Genomic DNA, 22,138 nt, shown 5'->3' with positions numbered 1-22,138 from the left:
AATTTTAATTTGTGCGAACGACGCCACATTAGTCGCTCTTAACTTGTGCATATTCTGCTTCGAATTGTGATGGGGATTGGTCAAGCAGCAGTTGCAATTCTTCTTGAGCGCAGCTAATTCCCATCTGTTTTTTACTAAGTCGGCTTTAGGGGTCAAGGGTGATAAATAAATCAAATCTGATTTTAGTTTCTTCGTTTTGTGTTTTGATTTCAACGTCTTTGCTAGCAGCTCCTAACTCTACTTCGAAAGTCGGCGACACAGTTACCAACCCGGTGACAGGTCTGGACACCACCGTAAGCGCGCTGATCGTGGACCCGGCCTCAACACCTACGGCCGGGACAACTGCATTTGTAGAGACGGCCGATGGCTATGTTTTTCTCGTTAAAAGTGCAGGCGATACAATCTACAACTCTGACAATCCGCCGGTGTCTTTTGGGATTGTCTCTATTTCCGGCACAACGGCAGAAATCAGCAGCTCAGGCGCATCTGGCACGGCCAGTTTGTCCACTCAACTGACACTTTCGCAGTACAACAGCGGCTTCAACAGTTCAGGTACTCCGGGTACGGTGACGCCACCTCAGGACGTTTCAGGACCGAACGGAGTAAACCAGGTTGTCTACGGCCAGGGCGGCAGCAACGGGAGCGACGGCGCATTGTTTGTTCCGCCAAGCTCAGGTGGCAATGGGTCGACGGGTCCGACGCAGACAAAGACGCTGAGCAGTGATGTCAACGCGACCAGCAACATAGGATGGCAAGTCGGCAGCGTAGGCGGTGATGGCGGCAATGGTGGCGACTCATATCTGAGTTTCTGGGATGGGCGTGACGGCGGCGATGGTGGCAAGGGTGGTACGGTTAACGCGACACAATCCACCGGCAGCACAATCCAAACGTCGGGCAGCGACAATGATGGTATTTTCGCGTTCAGCCGAAGCGGCAAGGCAGGCAACGGTGGCAGCGGTGTTTTAGCCCCCGTTGGTGGTACCGGGGGGCACTCGTCTGATGGGGGCAACGTGACCGTTACCCAAAATGGGGCGATTTCGACATCCGGGGATTCCGCCGATGGCATCTATGCGCTGAGCGTTTCGAATAACGGTGGCGATGGTGGATCTCAGTGGGGATTGGTGGGTTCGTCCGGCGATGGCGGTTTTGGTGGCAGCGGCGGCACGGTGACCGTCAACACAACGTCAAGCGCCAGTATTCTGACAACGGGCGACTACGCGAATGGGATTTATGCCCAGTCGATCGGTGGGTCCGGCGGTTCCGCCGGGACAAGTGGAAACCTTTTGGTTTCGTTGATCGGTGGTGCGGACAATGGCGGTAACGGCGGACAGGTTTCGGTCACGCATGCCGGAGCGATTGAAACGCAGGGTGATTTTTCACGCGGCATCGTTGCCCAATCCATTGGCGGCGGCGGCGGTTCCGGCGGAACAGCTGGCGGGTTGGTGTCACTTTCGTTGGGCGGTGTCGGCTCGAACGGCGGCAGCGGCAGCGCGGTAGGCGTCACAGTGCAAGGAACGGGCAGCATTCTGACCTCGGGCGCTGGTGCCGACGGGGTTATGGCGCAGTCCATCGGCGGCAGCGGCGGGACCGGTGCGAACACCTATGGTCTTGTCGCAATTGGCGGAACCGGCTCCAAGGGCGGAACGGGTGCTGCGGTCAGTGTAAGCAACTTCGGACGTATCGTGACGGGCGGTGATGGCGCGCGCGGGATCATTGCGCAGTCCATTGGTGGTGGTGGCGGCGACGGCGGCTCTTCTGGCGGCATGGTATCCGTCGGAGGAAACGGCAGCGGCGGTGGCAGCGGGTCGACCGTAACAATCGTGAACGATGGGATCATAACCACAACCGGTGATGATGCGATGGGTGTTCTGGCCCAATCCATTGGCGGTGGCGGCGGCAATGGTGGATCGTCCGGGTCGGTTGGTGCTTTTGTGGGTGTGGCCATCGGCGGCGATGGTGGAGCTGGCGGCGCCGGCGGGGATGTCAATGTAACGCTGTCCAACACCGACAGCAGCCAACCTTCGGCCATTCAAACGTCGGGCGACCGTTCGACAGGTGTTTTCGCGCAATCCGTTGGCGGTGGCGGCGGCAATGGAGGCGGGGCTGTTTCGGTTGCGGTCGGTGCGTTCGGAGCGGCTTCGGTTTCCGTCGGAGGTACGGCAGGCAATGGCGGTGACGGCGGCGACGTAACGATCAGCGGCAGCGGTTCCGCGTCTGTGCAGACCGGCGGGGATGACGCTATTGGTGTCATGCTTCAGTCTGTTGGTGGTGGCGGCGGCAATGGCGGATATGCTGTTTCGGTGGCCGTTTCTGGCGGCCCTGTTTCCGGGTCTCTGGCTGTTGGCGTAGGCGGTGATGGCGGTACCGGCGGCACAGGCGGGTCTGTTACGGTTGGGCAATTCAACAGCAGTGGTGTTGCGACTGCCGCGGGTTTCGAAGGTACAGTTGTCACCACCGGGAACCGGTCAACTGGAATGTTGTTTCAGTCCGTGGGTGGCGGCGGCGGTAATGGCGGATTGGCTGTGGCAGCGACCGGTGGCGCCTCGGCCCTGTTTTCAGGTAACGTTTCTATCGGCATCGGTGGTCAGGCTGGCAGTGCTGGTGATGGTGGGTTGGTACAGGTTTATACCAATGCTGACATAGCGACGACAGGCACGAACTCCAGCGCGATGATTGCGCAATCCGTTGGCGGCGGTGGCGGCAATGGCGGTGGCAGCATCGCTGCGGGTATCAGCGCAAGCGCCGGGGCCGCGGTAGGTATCAACGTTGGTGTTGGTGGAGATGGCGGTGGAGCCGGAACCGGTGGCGACGTCACTTTGGTTGCGGGTGGCAGCACAATTGAAACCAGCGGAGCCTTTTCCAGCGGTGTTGTGGCACAATCTGTCGGCGGTGGCGGTGGCAACGGCGGGTACAGCGTCGGTGCCAGTGCCGATATCGGTGGTGCAGCGGCAGGGTCGGTCAGTGTGGGACTGGGTGGAAAAGCAGGTGGCGGCGGCGCAGGTGGCGCGGTTACCGCTCAGGTCGATGCTGATGTGACCACACGCGGTGACGACTCAGGTGCTATCGTTGTTCAATCTATTGGCGGCGGCGGCGGCAATGGCGGCTTCAGCGTTGCGGCAGGACTGGCCGCAGGCGGAGCAGGCGCCGGGACGGTCGATGTTGGGCTGGGCGGTGATGGCGGAAGTGGCGGCATTGGCGGAACGGTCACAGGCGTACGCGTCAATGGCGATGTCCGGACCGAAGGGCTTCGTTCGACAGGGGTTGTGATTCAATCTGTTGGCGGCGGAGGTGGCAACGGCGGATTCAACGTCACAGCCGGGGTTGCAGCAGGTGGCGCAGGCGCCGCAACAATCGGTGTCGGTCTTGGTGGAGACGGAACAGGTGGCGGCAATGGTGGGGTGGTCGAAGGCCAAGTTGCCGGAGATGTGACAACGCTGGCCGACAATTCAGGCGGTGTCGTGTTTCAATCTATCGGCGGCGGTGGTGGTAACGGTGGGTTCAACGTAACGGCTGGAATTGCGGGCGCAGGCGCTGGTGGCGGGGCGGTCACGGTTGGTCTTGGCGGAGATGGATCCGGCGGAGGCATCGGGCAAGCGGTAACCGGAAGGGTTACGGGCGCTGTCAGCACAGGCGGGGCGGATTCGACGGCCATTCTGGCGCAATCTGTTGGCGGCGGTGGCGGCAATGGCGGCTTTAACGTCAGCGCCTCGGTGGCTGGTGCGGGTGTTGCCAGCGGTGCGGTTTCTGTTGGCCTGGGCGGCAATGGTGGCAGTGGCGCAATTGGCGGAACGGTCAACCTCACAACAACAAATTCCGTCGTCACGGCCGGAGACCGATCCTCTGGGGTTGTGGCTCAGTCGATTGGTGGCGGCGGTGGCAATGGTGGATTTAACATATCCGGTACAGGGGCCGGTGCAGGCGTCGGATCCGGAGCTGTCAGCGTAGGGCTGGGCGGTACAGGTGATGGCGGCAGCAATGGGGGCGCGGTTACACTGACATCAAATGGCACGATCCTGACACAAGGCGAAGTGGCCACGGCGTTCCTGGCTCAGTCTGTTGGCGGCGGTGGCGGTAATGGCGGGTTCAACGTCAGTGCTTCGGTGCAGGGATCAGGTACCGCAGGTGCCGGGGTCTCCGTTGGTTTGGGCGGTTCGGGCGGTGGGGGTGGCGACGGCAGCACCGTCATCGCGACATCCAATAACGCGGTAGAAACCCAGGGCGATCAATCCTCGGGTGTAGTGGCGCAATCTATTGGCGGCGGCGGTGGTAACGGGGGCTTTAACGTATCTGCGTCTCTGTCCGGCGCGGGTACTGCAAGTGGCGCCGTCAGTGTTGGGCTCGGCGGTTCGGGTGACACAGGCGGGCAGGGTGGCGATGTCACTTTGACGTCCAACGGCACCATTCTGACCGGTGGTTTCGCCTCAGGCGGATTTGTCGCGCAGTCGATTGGCGGCGGCGGTGGCAACGGCGGCTTCAATGTATTGCCGACTGTTTCAGGCGCAGGAACCGGTGCCGGCGCATTATCTGTTGGCCTGGGCGGGTCCGGGGCCGGAGGTGGCGATGGCAGCCTGGTTACGGCCAGTACTACGGCCAATGTTGTGACCAAAGGCGATGCGTCTGTAGGCATTCTGGCGCAATCCGTCGGTGGCGGCGGCGGCAATGGCGGCTTTAACGTTTCACCGGCACTTGCGGGGGCCGGTACGGGCGCGGGCGCAATTACCGTCGGTTTGGGTGGCAGCGGCAGCGGCGGCGGCAATGGCGGTGTCGTGGGCCTGACGGTTGCAAATGACGTCCAAACTGAAGGCGCGCAATCGAGCGCGGTTGTCGCTCAGTCGATTGGCGGTGGTGGCGGCAATGGCGGTTTCAACATCTCTGCATCCGTAGGCGGCGCAGGGACAGGGTCCGGGTCAGCTGCTGTAGGTTTGGGTGGTCGTGGCACCGGAGGTGGAGATGCCTCAGCCGTGACCGCGAATGTAACCGGGAATCTCGTCACGTTGGCAGAAACCTCAACGGGTCTGCTGGCCCAATCTGTTGGCGGCGGCGGCGGCAACGGTGGGATGAATATCTCGGTCGCGGTTGCTGCGGCAGGAACGGGATCTGGTGGCGCATCGGTTGGTCTCGGTGGTGCGGCCGGTACCGGCGGCAATGCTGGCACGGCGGAGGCAACGCTCACCGGTGACGTATCGACTCAGGGTGACGAATCCGGCGGCGTTGTTGTTCAAAGCCTTGGCGGTGGCGGCGGTAACGGCGGCATGAATATCTCGGCGACGGTAACCGTCGCGGGAACGGGAAGCGGCGGTGCGTCTGTCGGGCTTGGCGGCAGTGGCGGCAGCGGCGGCAATTCGGATACGGCGGCCGGAACAGTGGTTGGCAACGTAACCACAGCGGGGGACAACTCTGGCGGTGTGCTTGTGCAATCTGCTGCGGGCGGCGGTGGCAACGGCGGGTTGAACGTTTCGGCCGCGGTGAACCTGTCGGGCACCGGTGGCGGCGCTGTTGGTGTGGGGATTGGCGGATCCGGTGGCAGCGGCGGCAACGCAAGTACCGCTACGGGATCGGTCACCGGAGACATTGTGACGGCGGGCGAAAACTCAACGGGTGTCCTGGTTCAGTCGGTCGGCGGCGGTGGCGGCAATGGCGGGCTGAACGTTTCGGGAGCTGTCAGTATTGCCCGCACAGGATCAGGCGCTGCTGGAATCGGTGTTGGCGGATTTGGCGGCAGCGGTGGCACCAGCGATGTGGTCGACAACACGCTTGTTGGCAATGTCAGCACGTCGGGCGCACGCTCGGCCGGGATCATCGCGCAAAGCCTTGGCGGTGGTGGCGGCAACGGTGCGACAAACATTTCAGGTGCTATTTCCGTGGCCAGTAACTTTTCTGGCGGTCTTGGGGTTGGGGTCGGTGGCTTCGGCGGCAGCGGTGGTGCGGCGGACAACGTAACACAGCAGGTCACGGGGAACGTGACAACGATCGGTGACGACTCGGTTGGGGTAATGACTCAGAGCTTGGGTGGTGGCGGCGGCAACGGCGGCACAAACATCTCGGCTGCCCTGTCCTTGTCCCGGTCGACCAATGCCGCTGTTGGCATCGGTGTTGGCGGGTTCGGCGGAGGTGGTGCAGATGCCGGCGCGCTGGTCCAGTCGACCGTCACGGGCGGTGTCGGCACCAGCGGAGATCGCAGCACCGGTGTTATGACCCAAAGCGTCGGCGGTGGCGGCGGCAATGGCGGCACGAATATCTCGGCCTCACTGGGCATCAGCCAGCAAAACGGCGGTGCAATCAGTCTGGGCGTGGGTGGCTTCGGCGGCGGTGCCGGAAACGGCGGTGAAGTAATCAGCACTTTGCGGTCCAGCACGGATACCGGCGGTACGACCTCAGTGGTTACGATGGGCGCCGATAGCATAGGTGTCATGGCCCAGTCTGTCGGTGGTGGCGGCGGCAATGGCGGCCTCAACGTTTCGGGTGCCGTGAACCTGACTGGTAAGTCGGGTGCAGCAGTTGGTCTGGGCCTTGGTGGTTTTGGCGGCGGCGGTGGTGATGCCGGTGCGGTGACGCTGGATGTTCAAAGCGATGTCGTGACTGCGGGTGACGGATCGCATGGTCTGTTTGCTCAGAGCCTTGGTGGCGGCGGCGGAACCGGCGGTGTGAATATCTCGGGCTCATTGGCGCTGACCAAGCCGTCCGGCTCTGACACAATATTCTCGGTTGCTGCCGGTGTTGGTGGCTTTGGCGGGGCAGGCGGCGACGCCAGCGCGGTTGATCTTGACTATACCGGTAACATTCAGGCGGTTCCGATGGTGCAACAACCTGACGGCACCTTTGTGGTCGACGAAAGCGCAGGGGCCAGTGGTATCATCGCGCAAAGTCTTGGCGGCGGCGGCGGTAACGGTGGAACCAATGTGTCTGGCGGCATTGCAATCAGCGGCAAACCCGGCGCGGGTCAGACGGACAGCAGCAAGTCATATGCCGTTGTCGTAGGCGTCGGCGGCTTTGGTGGTGGTGGCGGCAATGCCGGAAATGTTGATGTCAACATCGGCAGCGGCAGCACGATCATGGCGCATGGTACCGGACAATCCGGATTGATGGCGCAATCCGTTGGCGGCGGCGGCGGCAATGGCGGGCTGAATGTCTCAGGCGGGATCGTCTCCGACAGCTCTTTGATCGTGGGTGTTGGTGGTTTTGCGGGCAACGGCGGCACAGCGGGGGATGTCAACGTCACCGCCCAGGCCGATATTACGGTTTCAACGAACCCGGACGATATCTCGATCCCCAGCGACACCACTTTTGAAGAAAAGCTGCGCGACTTCCTTGGGGACACGATTGTTGATGAGACCGAAGAACTGGCTTCAACTTTCGGGTTGGAACGTTTGTTCATCGACATGGGTGTCTTCAATGAAGAAAAGCCGGATACCGATGGCTCAGCTGGTCTGATGGCGCAATCCATTGGCGGCGGCGGTGGCAATGGGGGCCTGAACGTCTCAGGCGGCATTGCCCTGAGCAAAGACGGCAAAATCCCTTCGGTTACTTTCGGTGTCGGCGGCTTTGGCGGCAACGGCAATATGTCCGGTGATGTGAACGTAGATCACACCGGCTTTGTTTCGGTTGCGGGCAACTGGAAACACGGCGTTCTGGCACAGTCTATCGCGGGCGGCGGCGGCAACGGCGCGCTTAACGTGACTGGCCAGCTGAACTATGGCGATTCCAACAGTTCTGACGGCAAAACCGACCTGAGCATCGTTGGTGGTCTGGGCGGTCACGGCGGTACTGGAGCGGATGCGGGCAATGTGTCAGTTACGCAGACTGGCAATATCGCCACCAGTGGTTATCACGCCCGCGGTATTTTTGCCCAAAGCATTGGCGGCGGCGGTGGTACCGGCGGGATCAATGCAACCTTTGTCGGCACCAAGGACAGTTCGCCCATCGCAATGGGCATCGGTGGCTTTGGCGGCGGCGGTGGTCATGCAGGCGATGTCACCGTTGCACGCGGCACCGCTGCGGCAGCAGCGGGCACCATACTGACTGACGGTGTCGGCTCGCACGGGATTGAGGCCTCAAGCATCGGTGGCGGTGGCGGAGACGCCGGGATCAATGCGGTGGTGGGCATCAGCAAAACCACTGGCAATCAGAGCAACGGCGGAACGGGCGATTCCTCTAACCGCAAAACGCCGACCAATACCGGTGTGGATGATTCCGTGCTCGCCAACTACAACAGCGTGCTGGACGAGCTGGAAGGAAAGGTGAACCCGGCGGATTCCTCTGGCAATAAAACCGGTGTGTCGGCTGTCATCGCGATCGGTGGTGATGCGGGAACCGCCGGGGATGGCGGCACGGTGGATATCGACCATTACGGCGATGTCATTACGTTGCAACACAGCAGCCACGGGATCTTTGGTCAATCCATCGGCGGCGGTGGCGGTAACGCAGCCCTGAACCTTGGTATGACGTATGAGTTGGCCTCGGATGCGACCAACAAGGGCTTTGGCCTGGCTATTGGTGGCGGTACGGGGAACGGTGGGGTTGGCGGTTCGGTTGACGTGCGCAACACCGGCGACATCACCACGACCGGTGCGGATTCCCATGGACTGTTTGCCCAATCAGTTGGCGGCGGCGGCGGCAACGCCGGTTACAATTCGGTCTCGACATCAGTGGATGGCGGCAACGTGAATATCCAGATCGGCCGTACAGGTGGCACCGGAGGAAGAGGTGGCGACGTTTATGCCAGCTCGAATGGGTTTGTCAGCACTGCGGGTGACAGGTCTTACGGGTTCTTTGCGCAGTCCATTGGCAATGGCGGCGGCAACTCAACATCGACATCTGTCAGCATTGGCACGCCCAAATCCGGCGATAGCAAAGGCAATAAGGCCAGCCTTTCGGTTGGTCTTGACGGCGGCACCGGAGGTGCAGCGGGCGATGTCACGACCGTTGTAGCCGGTACTGTGGTCACACAAGGCGCGGATGCCCACGGTGTCTTTGCTCAGTCCGTGGGTGGCGGCGGCGGCAATGGCGGCAAGGCCAGCAACTCTGCCGGTAAGGGCATCTCGATTGCGCTGTCAATTGGTGGCACAGGTGGAACCGGAGGCGTTGGTGGCAAAGTTGACGTGACCAATACGGCGCAGATTGCAACCTTTGGCGATCGGTCGATTGGTCTGTTGGCGCAGTCCATTGGCGGGGCCGGCGGCACCGGCGGCATGGTGCAGGCGGGTCAATCGAACCTCGACACCGTCAAAGCGCTGGTCAAACCGTCAACGGTTGGCACAACGGCGTCGATCAATGTCGGTGGTACAGGCGGCGACGGCATGACTTCGGACACTGTGACTGTGGTCAGCGATGGCATGATCAGCACGGCAGGCACGATGTCTCATGGCATTTTTGCCCAATCTGTCGGTGGCGGCGGGGGTATGGGTGGCGTGGTGGAAAACCGCATCATTAGCCTGCGCAAGGATATTGGGAACACTGCGACCCTATCGATTGGTGGCGACGGTGGCACCGGGGCGACCTCTGCGGCGGTCTCGGTCACAAACCGTGACGTCATCCAGACAACGGGTGACAAATCCATTGGCATCTACGCGCAATCTGTCGGTGGCGGTGGTGGTGACGCGCAACAGGTGCGCAACATCATTCTGGGTCGGTCTTCGGACGGGTCGACCACAAATGCCATTCTGATCGGTGGCACTGGCGGGACTGGCGCATCTGCAAGCACAGTGACGGTTGTAAACGAAGTTGATGCAACGATCCTGACGACCGGCAGTGAAAGCTACGGCATTCTCGCGCAGTCCGTTGGTGGCGGCGGCGGCAATGGCGGCTCGACAATCTCGATAGACGGGCGCTATGGCGGGGCCGAAGCCAGCACGCGGCGCGCGCTACAATTCGGCCTTGGCGGCTCGGGCGGCGACGGCGGTACTGGCAGCACCGTATCGGTGACCAATGCCGGGACGATCATGACAACCGGCGATGGCGCACACGCGATCCTGGCACAGTCCATCGGTGGCGGCGGCGGCAATGGCGGAAGTTCGATCACCGGCACGATGCGTCTCAAGACAGGGGACAGCAGCTCGCCCACTGCACAGTTGAACATTGGTGGTTCTGGTGGCACCGGCAATATGGCTGGCAATGTCATCGTCGCAAATAGCGGCGGTATTCAGGTTGATGGCGCAGGTGCTTATGGCATTCTGGCGCAATCTGTTGGTGGTGGCGGCGGCAATGGCGGTCTGGCCGTTGCCATGGATGTGAATGACATCAAGAACACTATGACCGGCAAGTCCTACTCGAATATCGCCATCGGCGGGTCGGGTGGATCGGGCGCAGATGGTGGCGATGTCACGGTCGACCACACGGGCATCATTATCGTGAACGCCGAAAACGGATTTGGCATCTATGCACAATCTGTAGGTGGCGGCGGCGGCAACGCGGGGTATTCGGTGTCGTCCCCGCTGATCTCGGCGCTGGATTATACAATCTCGCAAGCGCTGGGGGCCCGTTCAGGGTCGACTGGCGCAGTTGGGACTGTGACTGTCAATTCGACTGGAGATATTCTGGTCAACGGTGAAGGCAGCGAAGCTGTGTTCGCTCAGTCCGTGAACGGCGGTGGCGGAAATGTCGATACCTTTGTCGATTTCACTGCGGCAACTGCCAACTCTGGATCGACCGGGACCGGCACAGTCGTGAGTAGCGACATCGCCCTGGGCGGTGATGATGTGTCAGGAATGGCTGGCAATCGGGTCGCCCAGTCCCATAACGGCAACATTGCCACAACACGCGACCGGTCGACCGGCCTGATGCTGCAGAGCGTTGGCGGCGGCGGTGGAACGTCTTCCAACACAGTCAACGTTCAGGATGGTGACGGCATCGATATCACGGCGCGTCTGGGTGCGATCGATACGGATGACGCCAGCGGCGGCGACGTAAACGGCAGCCGGACGGGCGATGTTGGCACCGATGGGGCCTTTTCATCGGCAGGTGCGGCGCAGTCCATTGGCGGCGGCGGTGGCAAACTGGTTCTGAACAGCACCAGCGATGTTCAGGCCGGGGCCGAAAAGACCGCTTCGGTGATCCTGGGGTCTGACCCCAGCTTTAACAACGATGGCGGCAATATCGATCTGTTGCTGGACGGAGACGTGTTCACAAGCGGTGATCGGTCCTTTGGCCAAAGCGTCCAGAGTATCGGCGCGGGTGGCGGTGAAGTTGTCTTGTCCGGCCTTGGGCGTGCGGACGTGACTTTGGGCGCGCAGGACGGTTCGTCTGGAGACGGCGGCAATGTTGATTTCGCCAATACCGGCGACGTGACCACCAGCGGGAAAGGGTCGCACGGTTTCGTCATTCAGAGTATCGGCGGCGGCGGCGGCCTTGTTTCAACGGATATAGACGCCAGCAAGGTTACCGTGGATCTATCCTCAAACAATGGGGGTGACGGTGGTGACATCCGGTTTGCGCAATCCGGAAGCATCGTGACGACCGGCAAAAACGCGATTGGTGTCGTGGCTCAGTCTCTGGGCGGCGGCGGCGGTATGGTTGACAACGCCTTCCGTGGCACGGCGGGCGGTGCGGGTGCCGGTGGCGCAATCGACATGGACCTAACAGGCAATATCCTGTCAGTCGGAGAAGGCGGCATCGGTGTTCTTGCGCAATCCGAGGGCCGTGACGGTGCTGACGCAATCACGCTTGGTTTGGATGGTGTGGTCATGGGCGGCACCGGTCAGGCGGATTCTGTCGCATCCATCGTTGTGTCTGGAGGTGCCGATAATGTGCTGTCCCTGTCCAACGCGAGTGTGCTGATTGCCGCAAACAATCAGCTTGTGAATGGCGGTGACGGTAACGAACAGATTTCGCTGAAGGGTACAGCGCTTGGGAACCTAAACCTGGGCGCGGGCCAAAACAGCCTGACTGTCGAAGAAGGTGCCGACTTCTATTCGCTTGATACGGTCGATCTGGGCGCGGACGGGCAAATGCAGGTGAATGGCAATCTGGTTCTGGGCGGCAATGTTGGTCTGAACACGGATTTGACGCCCACAATCCAGTCCAGTGATTTTATCTTCGCCGGAAATGTCAGCCAGACAACAAACCTTACCGGCAGCCTTGCCTTTGGTGATACGGCAATGTCGACCTTCGACGTGTATTTCCTGACCACGGGCGCGTCGGGGGGTCGTAGTGATCTGATCAATGTTACCGGTGATGCCTCGATGGGCGGCACGCTGTTGCCGCAACTCAACACGCTGGAACGTGCATTGCCGCTCGTCATTATCAACCCCGATGGAACAGCGACGGATGCCGGTACTGTAATACAGGATACTGTCGTTCTGGATTACACCATCGGCCTGAACGGAGCCACTTCAGACGGAAGTTCGGTTGATCTGGTGATCACACCTGATTACTCGACCGCGGGCATGAACGCGAACCAGGCGGCGGTTGGTGATTACATCAATCAGGTTCTGAACGGGCAGGGATCGGTCGAACAGGGCGAACTGTTCGCTTTGATCGGGAACATGATGTCCGAGGCCGAAGTCATCGCAGCAATCGACAGTCTCACAATTGCTGATTACGCGGCAGACGTGGTTGATGCCTACTATGGTACACGCGTATTTGCCGACGCTCTGCACAATTGCGAACGGTACACTGAGCATCAATCAGGAGACGATCCGCGCCGGTGTGTCTGGTTCTCTGGAGGCAGATCTTTCTACGATCGCGAACAAATCGGTATCTACGATGAACTGGACATCAACAATACCAACCTTTCCGCCGGTATCCGGCTGCCGGTTGGGGATGATCTGTATGCAGGCTTTGCCTTCGGTCATGACCAGATAAGCCTGAGGAACGGGACGCAATACAATGCAACTGGTGACCGGTTTAACCTGGGTGCCTCGCTGACCAAATATGTCAGCTCATGGGAATTTGCAGCGATGCTTTCGGGTGGTTGGTCAGATTATGATACGGCGCGCTCTGGCGGGGTCAGCGGTACGCTCCCCAATGGAACGCCTGTGAACACAAATGGTGTCAGCTCGATCAAACACAAAATGAACCACCAGAATCTGCGCCTGAGCGTTGCCTATGATTACAGGTTTGCAGGCGGCAGTTCCTTCCTGAAACCCGAGATTGCCGTCGACGCCACGCGTCTGGCAACCGAAAGCAACGGTGATGCGACCTTGTCAGGGGTTGTTTTGCAATACGACAGCGAAATGATCTATTCGCTGACGCCTTCGCTTGAGATCGGAACGGAACAGACCCTAAGCGCCAAGCAAAAACTGCGGGCGAGCCTGCGGGCCGGGGCCATATTCTCATCTGATGACACAGTTTCTGTGAGTGCAGGGTTTTCTGGTGCAAGTGCTGCTGATGGTGGTTTCTCCAACACCAGCTACATTGGCGACACACACGGTCTAGTCTCGGCTGAGTTGGGGCTGTATGCCTTGGACGACAGCAGTTTCCTAAACCTGAGCCTCGACCACGTGTTCGGTGACTCAACCGAAGCCCTGCAAGTCGGGCTTGGCGTCGGGATACAATTCTAAAAAATGAGGGACAGCAGAATGAGAATTTGGGTATGCGCGCTGGCGGCGTCGCTGGGATTGGCACAACCACTGGCTGCACAAGAAAATGAAACGCCTCCCTGGTCGATCACTTGCGGCAATCTGGTCAACGGGACTGAGTTGATCTGTGAGATGACCCAAAGCATCGTTTTAAGCGAAAGCAATCAGAGGTTGGCGTCTATCGCGTTTGTTAAAGCGGCAGGGCAAGACGAAACCGAAGTTGTTCTGACTCTGCCGTTTGGACTGCTTTTCAGCGACGGTTTGACCGCAAAGATAGACTCTGTAGATGTGGCAAAGTTGGAGTTTCTGACGTGTGAAGCACAGGGCTGTTATGCGCGCTCGCCGGTTTCATCCGATTGGGTGAGATCGATGCGCGCAGGTAAACAACTGACAATTGATGCCAAAAACAGAAATGGGGAACCAGTTTCGCTGGGCTTTGATTTGACGGGCTTCAGCCAAGTGTCTGATCTTTTGCCTTAAATGCCTCGTCCTGTATTGCGACGTTCATTCCGTGCCGGGTGGTTGTTCGTCTGAGCGTGCCTCGAACTGAACTTCCCCATTTGAACAGGTCCTCCGTCAATATCAGGAAACGGAGGGCCAAGAGACTGCGTCCAATCATCTGACAGGGCAAAAGCAAACTCGTTGAGACACTCGAAATAGGACCTTGAGTTTTCAATCCACCTCACTGGGATTTCAGACGGCTAGCTGCGTATTTTCAATCAGTCGAAGCCAGGTGACGCTAGCCCACACCCCTGATTTGCTAAAAAATGATACAAGCGTCATCTGATACATGTGTTGTTCTGATCGTTGGACAACGGCAATTTGGTAAATCAACTTTTGCGACCGACATTGCCATCGGCAACTTTTATTCTGGCATTGTAGGATACAACAGTCGTGCTGCCCATCGTCGTCGACCCGGTCGGTTTCGTTCGCAGGCTGGATCGTGCAGTGATTGACGGTACCCAGTGGAAACCTGATTTACTTTTCGCAATCAAGAAAACGGTGATGACAGAACTACTGGTTCTGCCGATCTGTCGAGCATCGCAGCTTATTCCAAAACTGTTCACTGAATGGAGCAAGCTCAAAAGCGGCATCGCAGATGCTCAAACGGTTGTTCTTGAAAAAGCAAATTTGTGCTCACCGGTTGAACGCCCTTCATCTATTACATGTCGATTTTGACTACCAGAGCATACTCTGTACCTTCAGCTAGTGACCGAGTTCTATCCGGACGTCGGCTGCTCCGATTTCCGTCCCAACGATTCACGACCCCTTTGCGGTGTTTCCTGTCAATGGAATGACTTTGCTGCCGGAATGGCAGTTTCAGTGCAGCGGTCAGAAGTTATTCACTCTACTGTTTTGGACAGGGCAGGGAATCGACGCAGTAAAGTGCGTTCAGCTCAGCCCTGGTATCATCGAATAGTGGGGCGCTGTAACCGGTAAGCCGGTCTCATCATCCCGATAACAATAAGATTAATTGCATCGAATTCCGCTGTCTCTCGCTTGCGGTCCGAAAGTGGAGTTCGAACTCCACTTGTTTGGCTATTCTGAATACACTCTGATCCGCTTGAACCATGCGTCGGGCCGGTTAGGGGACAAGCGCCGCGCTGGTCGCGTGTCGTCTCCAAGTTAAGAAAGCCGGTTCTTCCTACGCACTGGCACGCAGTTTCCCTACATTTTATGCCGTTCAGGCCCGGCGACAGTTGCGGGGCGACACATAGATTTGCCATTTGCGACCTAAATGTCTGCCAATTCCTCTTTGACAAGCTCAGCGCGTGCGGCGGCTTTTCTCTAAACACCGATGCCGTCTTGTTGGTGTTGATAAGCCGCCGTGAGCCCTCTCAAAGTTATTTCTGAGACCTCCACGACCCTCCCACTAGCTCCCATTATGTCCAAAGCCGTCAGGTAAAGTTCGCACAGTGCTGACACTCCAATCAAAGTCACCGTTTGATCCAGCCAGTACTGTCTTACTGCCATAAATTCTTGACCGATCAATAGACCTGAAAGAGTGGCGCGGGCTTGCGCGCTGGTTTGCTTTGCAACCAGCATATCCGCACGGATTGCAAAAAGGCGACGCGGGACGGCGGCAGGATCATCGGCTACCAACCGAATTGCCGCCTGAAAGGCGCAGTCGCTCCACCCATCGTCTGGCATCGAGTGCGACAACACGGATGCTTTGGATAAGAACGCGAATTGCTCGCCGGTCATACAGGTTTCAAATTCGATGATGGCACCATCCGCAACCCGGACCCACTTCGTGTGTGTTCCTGGCAGGCAAACGATGCCGTGAAAATCGGGGACAAGATGAATCAACCCGGCAATCTGAGTTTCTTCCCCGCGCATGACATTGGCTGGTGACTGCTGCTTTACCCCTGGAAGTATGCATACCTCACGCGATGTGTTACTGACTCTGATTGCGCCCGCCCCAAGCTCATCGAGACGCGTTGGTGCCAATAGGTAAGGGGCCTCGCACCAACCTTGCGCGGCGCCCGCCATGCCACAGATAATGGCTGGAACATCCTGACCTATGCCCAGTTCATTCAGGCTTTCTTCAAGTACGCGACCAAAGTCGCTGGGTTCAAGATTTGACATGCCAAATGGACCATCGATCGAGGCAAGAGTGTTCCCGCATGAATCCAGCACCCATAACCGAAAACCAGTGGTTCCCCAGTCGACAGCAATCAAGGAAGGGTGAGACATAGCGCGATTCAACTGCAGATATCGTATCGGAGGATGAAGTCCCGGTCCGGCTCTACACCCAGACCAGGCCCGGTTGGAATGGCGACAAACCCACCGGTCGATGCGACTTGGGATTGAATGTTCAGCGGATCCACAAGCAGTTCATCCCGAAACTTATTGTCGGTGGTATCAAACTCGAGCATCGGTTCCCACGGGAACAACCCGCCTGGCAGGGGCGGCATGGCCGCGAGAAGGTGCATGTTGGTGGCTACTGCGACGGCTGAACCCCAAACGTGATTCACAACTGGCGTAAAGTGCGCATGGCACAACGCCAAAACCCGTTGGTATTCAGTGATCCCACCCAGAGCACACACTTCTGGCTGCGCGATATCCAATCCCCGGCTTTCCAACAGGGCGCGCCAGCCCCATCGGTTGAATTCAGCCTCACCTCCCGAGATATTGACGTTCAAACCGGCACGCAGTTCGCGATATCCGTCAAGATCTTCCGGGGCGACGGGTTCTTCGAACCAATAGGGGTCGAACTCTTCCATCGCGCGACCCACATAGAATGCGTCATGGGTCGTGTAGGCATGGTTTGCGTCGATCATAAAGCGATAGTCATCGCCGACGCCTTTGCGTACCGCTTCGATCAAGCGCACGTCATCCCTTGGGCCAAGCCCCACTTTCATCTTTGTCGCACAGAACCCCATTTCCTTAATTGCAGCGGCCTCGTCTTTGAAGCGGGAAACCAGATTGTCCGCGCTCTCAGGGCGTAGCATCATTCCATATCCGTAAACCTGAATGCGGTCGCGATGGGTGCCCCCGATGAGTTTATGCAGAGGCAGGCCCGCGATTTTGCCTGCAATGTCCCACAGCGCGATGTCGACGCCCGAAAGTGACTGAAGCGGCATTCCCTTTTGCCCATGATCGCGCATCAGATTGTAAACCTTGTGCCAGATCACATCCCGGTCCAAAGGGTCCATGCCCAGAACCATTGGCTGGATCACCTGCTCGACGATCCCTTTGTTGGCTAGGGCAATGTTGCCTGCGCCAAAACACTCGCCCCAACCTGTGACACCTTCGTCGGTTTCCACCTCGACCAGATGCGCAGTACGCTTGTGATAGTATTGCTGTGAATACCCAAGTGGCTTGGGCAGGTCGTAACTCAGAACATGGCTGGTAACGCGGGTAATCTTCATGGGTTCAACCCTCCAAATCCGGTCGTATCGAGGGCGCGCGTGATCCGCTTTTGCACAAGATATTCGTGCAGTGCGAGGTTTGAGCAATCATGCCCAATACCCGACTGACCAATCCCGCCATGCGGCAGGTCGATATCGTACTTCACCCCATTGATTTGAATTTCGCCATAGCGCAACTGCGCGGCATAGTGTTCGGCCCGGCCCAAATCGCGGGTAAATAGGTAGGCCGTCAGCCCGCCCTCTTCGCAATCATTGGCCATTTCAACAAGCCGGGTTTCATCCGCGAAGGGGATCAGACTAACAACCGGACCGAAGGTTTCTTGTCGGTAGACCCCCATTGTTTCGGTCACTTTATCCAAAACGGTTGGTGCAATGTAGTGACCTTTACTCAGGTGCACGGGCCTGTCGCCGCCGACGAGAAGGTTCGCACCATCCGCGATTGCATCGTCAATCAAACCCTTGATGCGCGCCCAGGCGCGGGCGTCAATCACTGGGCCGGTTGTAATGTCCGCTGTCTTGTCGAACCCGACCTTCGCCGCCCTTGCCTGGGCCACAACCTTGTCGGTGAACTCCTCACGCACTGCCTCGGCTACGAAAACGCGGTTGGGTGAAACGCAGATTTGCCCGGCATTCGAGAACTTTACTCCTGTTACGATGTCAGCCGCCAAATCAAGGTCGGCGTCTTCGAACACGATAACCGGTGCGTTGCCTCCAAGTTCCATCGAATAGCGTTTGATGGATGTGGCACCGGTGCGCATGATGTGTTGTCCGGTCTTGGTCGACCCGATCAAAGTCACCACCTGTGGAATGGTAGAGGCCGAAAGAGTATCCGCCACATCGTAGCTATCTGTGCCGAAAATCTGCACCACGCCCTTGGGTAGACCGATTTTTGCGCACAATTCGCCGACTGCGTAAGCAGAAATAGGCGTCGCCTCGGACGGGCGGATGATGATCGGGCACCCCGCCGCCATGGCCGGGCCAATCTTGAACGCCAGATTCAACAAAGGGAAATTCCATGCAAGATAGGCTACAGCCACACCGGCAGGTTCATAGACCATGCGATGTGCATGGGTTCCAGCCCGGTCGGAAACGCCGTAATCCTGAATGCGGGCAATTTCTTCGGCGTAAAAATCCAGTGAGACAACCAACCTGTCCCAATCCTCATGGGTTTGAGCCCAAGGCTTGCCCATCTCATGATGCACGCAGTCGCGCAGAAATTCTTCATGGGCAATCACCTCATCGCGTAGCCGTCGCATCCACATTTGCCGGTCTACGATGGATGTCGCAGCCCACTTGGGAAACGCTGATTTTGCCGATTGCAATGCGCGTTCGACATCCTCAAAGCCTGCCGTGGTGACCGTGGCGATGTTTTCTTCAGTGGCTGGATTGATTACCTCTTTGCGTCCGCTGCCATCTGTCAGTGCGCCGTCAATGTAGATTTGCGTCGAAAACTCCATGGCCACCTCAATCAAACAGCGTTGCGATGTTGGTTTTAATCTGGTCGCCGATATAGAGCGCCAGCGCTTGGATCGTGGAGGTGGGGTTCACCGCCCCGGCCGTAACAAAAATCGATCCGTCCACGATGAAAAGGTTCTTCACGTCATGACAGCGCCCCCAGCTGTTGACAACGGACGTCTCAGGATTGTTGCCCAGGCGGCAGGTGCCCATCTGATGCCATCCCGCGCGCCACCAGACCTTGTCATCACCTTTAGTCAGGATGCGCTTGGCGCCAGCCGCAAGGAGAACCTCTTTCGCCCGGTCCTCGCCATGCCTAAGCATCGCGCGCGTGTTGTCACCCAGCTTATAGGTTATCTTTGGGGCCGGTATTCCATCACTATCCGTCAGGTCCGGGTCGAGTGTGACACAGTTATGCTCTTCCGGCAGGTCCTCGGTCACCACGGTGAGGCCAGCGAGGTAGGGATAGACGTTGTCCATAATCTCTCGGTGCTCAGCCCCCCATGGGATAGGGCTATCGATCCCATAACCGCCAAGTGCATAGGTCATCGGCGTGGTCGACCGCCCTGAATGAAGGCCATAGCCACGGACAAAGCCGCGGGTGGGGTCGCTCTCGTAAAACTCCTGGGACAGGATCGAACAGGCCATCGGCCCTTCGTGCCCTTTCATCGGTTCTTCGAAAACGCCTGCAACCCCCGTAAGTGGATGGAACATTAAGTTCTTTCCCACCTTCCCAGACCTGTTGGCCAGGCCATCAGGGAACAGCCTGGATTTGGAATTCAGCAGCAGACGAGGTGTGCCAACACCGTTGCAGGCGACGATGACAAGCTCGGCTTTTTGTTCATGCACGCGCCCGTCGGCACCATGAAAAAGCACACCCGTTGCGAAGCCTGTGGACTCGTCCACCAGGATTTCGCGAACGCGCGCCCTGGTACGCAGCTCGACACCTGCATTTTCAAGCATCGGCCAATAAGTGAAATTGGTCCCGCCTTTGGCCCCTGCCGCACAACCAAGGTCGCAGGTCCCGGCATTCACGCATTTCTGGCGGCCATCGTCGTCTTCACTGAGGATGGCCACATCCGACGGCCACCAGTGCCAGCCCTTTTCGTTGAAACCGCGCGCCAGCGTTTGCCCCAGTTTGCCAATTGGAATTGGCGGATGTGGCGGCTTATAGTCGGGATACGCCGGATTACCACCTAATCCAGAGACGCCCGTATTGTGGTCATTCATGTCATAAAACGGCGCAAGCGTATGATAGTCGAGCGGCCAATCCTCACCAACTCCATCCAGCGATTTGGTCCGAAAGTCTGACGGGCGCATGCGCGGCCAATGGCCAAGAAAATTGATCGTGGACCCGCCTACGCCATTCCAGTTCACCGGCGTGATACAGCTGTCATCCGAGTTAATCGGATAGTCCTGCTGCAACCGGCGCACATTGGGGTCGCAGGAAAACGCACCATATCGAGCGATCTCATAGTCCTCGTGACGCGAAGGGAAGTCTTTGTCCGGCAGATGGTCGCCCTGTTCCAGACACAGAATTCGCATCCTCGTTTCCAACAGCGACCAGGCGATTGCAGCTCCTGATGCTCCTGCACCAATGATCAGGACATCAACAGGATCATTATTCATGCCTGGCCTCCGGGCGGGTCGCGAAACACTGGCCCGCGGGCACGAACTGGCGCTGTCAGTTCGTTCAGAAGTTCTGGCGACTCACTGGCAACTTCATACCCGGCTGGGTGCACAGGATGTGCTCCAACCCCGACAAGCGCCCGAATGTCCGGTCGGCTGTAATACCCTTTGTAGGTTTCCACGAGCAAAAGGTTGAACGCCTCGGGCAGTTCGGTTTCCAACTGACGGACGGTATCGGGGGTAATACCGTCCGCCAATTCCCCAGCGCGCGAAAGCAAGGCGATGAGCGCAGTGTTGAGAGCGTTTTTTTGCGCCGCCGCCTCTGTGACAAATGTAGCCACACCTAGTTGACCTGCCGCAGGGATGTTTCGGCTGGGGTTTGCGGGGATAAGAACATCAAGGATTGCATCAAGCGGTGATTGTGGATCGATATTCGAATGTTCTGACATTGCGGCCTCCTATCTTCCGCTTCCATTGCCTGGACGCGACAGAGCATCAATCGCAACGGCCAAAAGCAAAATTGCGCCCGAGACCATCAACTTGTCCGCAGCACTCGCCCCGGTTAGGTCCAGCCCGTTTCCGAGCGAGCCAATAACCAATGCGCCAAGGATGGCATTCCAAACGGACCCGCGACCGCCAAAGAGTGATGTACCACCAATCACTGCGGCCCCAATTGCTTCAAGCAGCAGTGAACCACCGGCGAATGCCGTGTAGGAAACCGATCCGTAACGCGAAGCTCCAAAAATTCCCCCGATTGCGGCCATAAACCCGACGATTGCAAAGGCGGATACTCTTAGTCGCTTGACCTTCATGCCGACGCGCCGAGCACTTTCCGGATTGCCGCCAACAGCAAAAAGGGATCGACCATACGGCGTGCTTGTTGTGATCCACCCCAGAAGAGCAGTGATTGCGACCAGCAACACAAGCAACAATGGCAAGGAGCGATAGGCGTTGAGCGTGAAAACGACCGCTACAACAATGGCTGCAAAGGCGATCACCTGACTCCACAAGGCTAGCGGACTGTCTTGCTCCAGCCCAAGTGTCTTGCGTCGGGATTGCTTGCGCAAGTTGGCGTAGGCGAACATTCCTACAACTGCCAATCCCAGCACAATTCCCCACAAGTCCGGTATAAGAACCCGGGCAATTCCGCGAACGAAGGGGTCACCGACGTTCAGGTTGCCCGTCGGCAGAATTTTCTGCATCAGGCCCTGATACCCAAGAAGCCCCGCGAGCGTAACGACGAAAGAAGGAATGCCCACGTAGGCGATCAGAAGACCCTGTGCCGCTCCCATGACGATGCCCACGAAAATAACGATGATACAAGCCAGCCAGCCGGGCACGCCGCTCAACACAAGCACACCCAAAAGTGCGGCACAAACGCCTGCGGTTGCGGCTGCTGACAGGTCAATGTCACCAAGCAGCAAAACGATAGTGATCCCGACCGCCAGCGTAGCAATCACTGCAGATTGCATAAACAAGTTGTAGATATTGCGGGGGCTTAGAAAGATCGCACGAAAGCTGTCTGCTTCCCCGCTCATCAGATCAATCAGTGGCAAAACAAGGCCGAAATACCCCCAGATTGCTGCCAGCGCGAGGAGAACAGGTACAAAGGCTCCGAACTGCGTCTCGCGCATAGCGCTGAACCGGTCAAGAAACGTCATTTTG

Annotated in this window: 9 protein-coding genes; 3 read left to right on the top strand and 6 right to left on the bottom strand. The window is 58.4% G+C overall.

All coding sequences use genetic code 11. The features are described 5' to 3' along the window. Positions 1–218 precede the first annotated feature (218 nt). From RUM8411_RS20910 to RUM8411_RS20900, 3 genes are all read left to right on the top strand, one after another. Complete coding sequence (locus RUM8411_RS20910) at positions 219–13,496, top strand: autotransporter outer membrane beta-barrel domain-containing protein (protein ID WP_143534952.1); 13,278 nt, start codon at positions 219–221, stop codon at positions 13,494–13,496. A gap of 57 nt (positions 13,497–13,553) precedes the next feature. Then, a complete protein-coding gene (locus tag RUM8411_RS20905) occupies positions 13,554–13,994 on the top strand; it encodes an invasion associated locus B family protein (protein ID WP_159453934.1) in 441 nt (146 codons plus the stop codon). Between the two features lie 414 nt (positions 13,995–14,408). Then, on the top strand, positions 14,409–14,693 hold the full coding sequence (locus tag RUM8411_RS20900) for a hypothetical protein (RefSeq protein ID WP_085824670.1): 285 nt from the start codon (positions 14,409–14,411) through the stop codon (positions 14,691–14,693). Between the two features lie 609 nt (positions 14,694–15,302). Here RUM8411_RS20900 and RUM8411_RS20895 read toward each other — a convergent pair. From RUM8411_RS20895 to RUM8411_RS20870, 6 genes are read right to left on the bottom strand one after another with little or no spacing between them, the layout of a single operon-like run. Then, entirely contained in the window at positions 15,303–16,211 is a 909-nt protein-coding gene (locus RUM8411_RS20895) for a 2-dehydro-3-deoxygalactonokinase (RefSeq protein ID WP_085824669.1), read from the bottom strand. Positions 16,212–16,219: 8 nt separating this feature from the next. Then, positions 16,220–17,389, bottom strand: coding sequence for a mandelate racemase/muconate lactonizing enzyme family protein (locus RUM8411_RS20890; protein WP_085824668.1), 1,170 nt, complete (start codon positions 17,387–17,389; stop codon positions 16,220–16,222). Then, complete coding sequence (locus tag RUM8411_RS20885; protein ID WP_085824667.1) at positions 17,386–18,846, bottom strand: NAD-dependent succinate-semialdehyde dehydrogenase; 1,461 nt, start codon at positions 18,844–18,846, stop codon at positions 17,386–17,388. The genes RUM8411_RS20890 and RUM8411_RS20885 overlap by 4 nt, the downstream gene beginning before the upstream one ends. Before the next feature lie 7 nt (positions 18,847–18,853). After that, a complete protein-coding gene (locus RUM8411_RS20880) occupies positions 18,854–20,473 on the bottom strand; it encodes a GMC family oxidoreductase (protein WP_085824666.1) in 1,620 nt (539 codons plus the stop codon). Further along, positions 20,470–20,922, bottom strand: a complete 453-nt coding sequence (locus RUM8411_RS20875) for a hypothetical protein (RefSeq protein WP_085824665.1) — start codon at positions 20,920–20,922, stop codon at positions 20,470–20,472. The genes RUM8411_RS20880 and RUM8411_RS20875 overlap by 4 nt, the downstream gene beginning before the upstream one ends. 9 nt (positions 20,923–20,931) lie before the next feature. Continuing rightward, positions 20,932–22,134 carry a sugar ABC transporter permease gene (locus RUM8411_RS20870; RefSeq protein ID WP_234995311.1) on the bottom strand — a complete coding sequence of 401 codons (1,203 nt, stop codon included), beginning with the start codon at positions 22,132–22,134 and terminating at the stop codon, positions 20,932–20,934. Positions 22,135–22,138 lie beyond the last annotated feature (4 nt).

Origin of the sequence: Ruegeria meonggei, assembly GCF_900172215.1 — a bacterium.
Classification (GTDB): Bacteria; Pseudomonadota; Alphaproteobacteria; order Rhodobacterales; family Rhodobacteraceae; genus Ruegeria; species Ruegeria meonggei.
Note: the sequence above shows the minus strand (reverse complement) of the source record. Positions and strands in the feature narration are given on the sequence as shown.